Below are 1,900 nucleotides of genomic sequence, written 5' to 3' on the forward strand. Positions count from 1 at the left end.
GATGACGGGCGATCTCGACGCCGACGCCCTCCACGAGCGCCAGCCTCATCGCCTCCGGCGTGTCCGGGGCGAAGGCGAAGTGGATGCGGGCGAACGGCTTGTTGGCGCCGTCGAGGGTGAGCTGGCCGTCGTACGGGGCGAGGCCGTCGGCGCCGAGGTTCACGGCCCACTCGGACACGTTGGCCGCGCCGTTGATCAGGTCGTGGATCTTGCCTTGCGCCTCCTCGTAGGGGCCGTCCCAGTCACCGTCGTCGGCGAGGAGCTCGGCCCACGTGCGGCCGCTTCCGTCTTCCTCGGTCTCAACGGAACCGACCCAGGCGTCTTCCATCCGCTCGCCGACGCCCACGAAGTCGGGGTCCTCGGTGAGGGTGGCGTGCTGGCGGGCGGCTTCGGCGCGGAGGTCTTCGTCGGTGTACGGACGCTCGGTCATGTCGTGTGTCTCCTTCGTGGTGAGCGGGTCAGGTGGCGGGGGTGAACTGGGCGACGACGGCGGCGTACTGCGCCCGCTCGGCCCTGAGGCGCGCGGCCTCCGTAACGTTGTCCTTCGCCCACGTGGCCAGGTGGTCGTCGCACTCACCCATCCGGGCCCGCGCCACCTCGACGACGGCCTCCGGGGTGGCCCAGGTGTCGTCCGTGACGATCGGGCGCTCCCGGTACACCTGCGAGGTGACGTACTCCCGGACGTTGACGATGTGCATGTCCGCTCGGCGGTCGTAGAACGCGGCCTTGTAGAACATGGCCACGCGGCGCCGGCCGAGCCTGTCGACGACGTATGACCACATGTCGTGGTCGTCGGCGGCCTCGCGGGTCCAGCCGTCGGGGAGCGTGGTGGGGGTGAACAGCGGGTCGTCGGCGTCGGGTGCGCCGAAGGTGAAGCCGAGGGCCTCGTAGGCGTCGCGGTCGTCGCGGCGCTTGGTCGGAAGCCGGTCGGAGTGGACGAGTTGCTGCTGTCCGCGGGCCTCCTGGCTGCCGATCAGTTCGTCGTTGGTCTGGCCGAGGAGGGCGCCGAGGAGGAAGGCGTCGCGGGTGGCCGGGTTGTTGGTGTTCTCGATCATGGTGGTTCTCCTGCGTGGTGGGCGGGTCAGGCGGCGGGGCCGGCGGGAAGCGGCTCAATCGTGGTGATCGTGGTCCGACGGACGACGCGCGCCGGCCACCTGGTGTTCTCCTCTGCGGACGCGCACCACTCCTGGGCTGCGCTCAGGGGGCAGTTCGGGGAGAACGTGACCCAGTACCCCGGGCTGCGCTCGACCTCCACGTCCCAGGCCACCGTTGGCGGCCGGGCCTCGTCGAGCGCGCCGGGCGGCAGGACTTCGCGGCCGATGTACACCGCGACGGCCGCGGTGAGGGCTCCGACGAGGTCGGGCGTCGTGTCGGGGCTGCCGAGCCGGATCGGGGTGTCGCGGAGCGTGCGGGCGATGACCTGGGCGAGCGGGCCGAGTTCGGCGAGGTCCGGATCCGTCCGGACGCGGTCCGGGGCGGTCACGACGCGTCGTCCTGACCGGCGCGGCCCGTCTTCGGGGCCTTCCGGATCGTCGCCCGGACCGGATCCGCCGTCCGGACCGTCGCCCGCAGCCCCGGCGACACCCGGAACCTGACGTCCCGGTGCTCCGGCACGTCCACCGGCGCCCCGTTCTGCGGGTTCCGTCGAGTCCGCGCGGGCTGCTCGATCGGGAGGAACGTCCCGAAGTTGGTGACGGCGACCGGGTGGCCGCCGGCCACGGCGCGGGCGATGACGTCGAACACGGCCTGGACGGCTGCGCGGCCGTCGGCATGGGGGATGTCGAGTTCGGTGGCGACGGCTTCGGCGAGGGCGACGGTGTTGAGGCGGGTGGTCGGGATGGCGATGTGCATGGGCTTTCTCCTGTGCGCCAATCCGGTTCCACCCGACCTCGCGCACAGG

General features: G+C 72.1%; 4 protein-coding genes. All 4 read right to left on the reverse strand.

All coding sequences use genetic code 11. The annotated features are described in order from the left end of the window. The coding region (locus ABT158_RS51110; protein ID WP_352366743.1) for a hypothetical protein at window positions 1–430 on the reverse strand (430 nt) is incomplete at its 3' end. A 28-nt stretch (window positions 431–458) separates the two neighbouring features. Further along, on the reverse strand, window positions 459–1,055 hold the full coding sequence (locus ABT158_RS51115) for a hypothetical protein (protein WP_352366744.1): 597 nt from the start codon (window positions 1,053–1,055) through the stop codon (window positions 459–461). A 26-nt stretch (window positions 1,056–1,081) separates the two neighbouring features. Continuing rightward, entirely contained in the window at window positions 1,082–1,483 is a 402-nt protein-coding gene (locus tag ABT158_RS51120; protein WP_352366746.1) for a hypothetical protein, read from the reverse strand. Then, complete coding sequence (locus ABT158_RS51125) at window positions 1,480–1,851, reverse strand: HU family DNA-binding protein (protein ID WP_352366748.1); 372 nt, start codon at window positions 1,849–1,851, stop codon at window positions 1,480–1,482. Before ABT158_RS51125 ends, ABT158_RS51120 begins: the two co-directional genes overlap by 4 nt. Window positions 1,852–1,900 lie beyond the last annotated feature (49 nt).

Source organism: Nonomuraea sp. NPDC001636, from assembly GCF_040298265.1.
Taxonomy (GTDB): Bacteria; Actinomycetota; Actinomycetes; order Streptosporangiales; family Streptosporangiaceae; genus Nonomuraea.

Bases quoted from the DNA above. Each gene is read 5' to 3' on its own strand.
- ABT158_RS51115 (WP_352366744.1), bottom strand. From the start codon at position 1,055: ATGATCGAGAACACCAACAACCCGGCCACCCGCGACGCCTTCCTCCTC.
- ABT158_RS51125 (WP_352366748.1), bottom strand. From the start codon at position 1,851: ATGCACATCGCCATCCCGACCACCCGCCTCAACACCGTCGCCCTCGCC.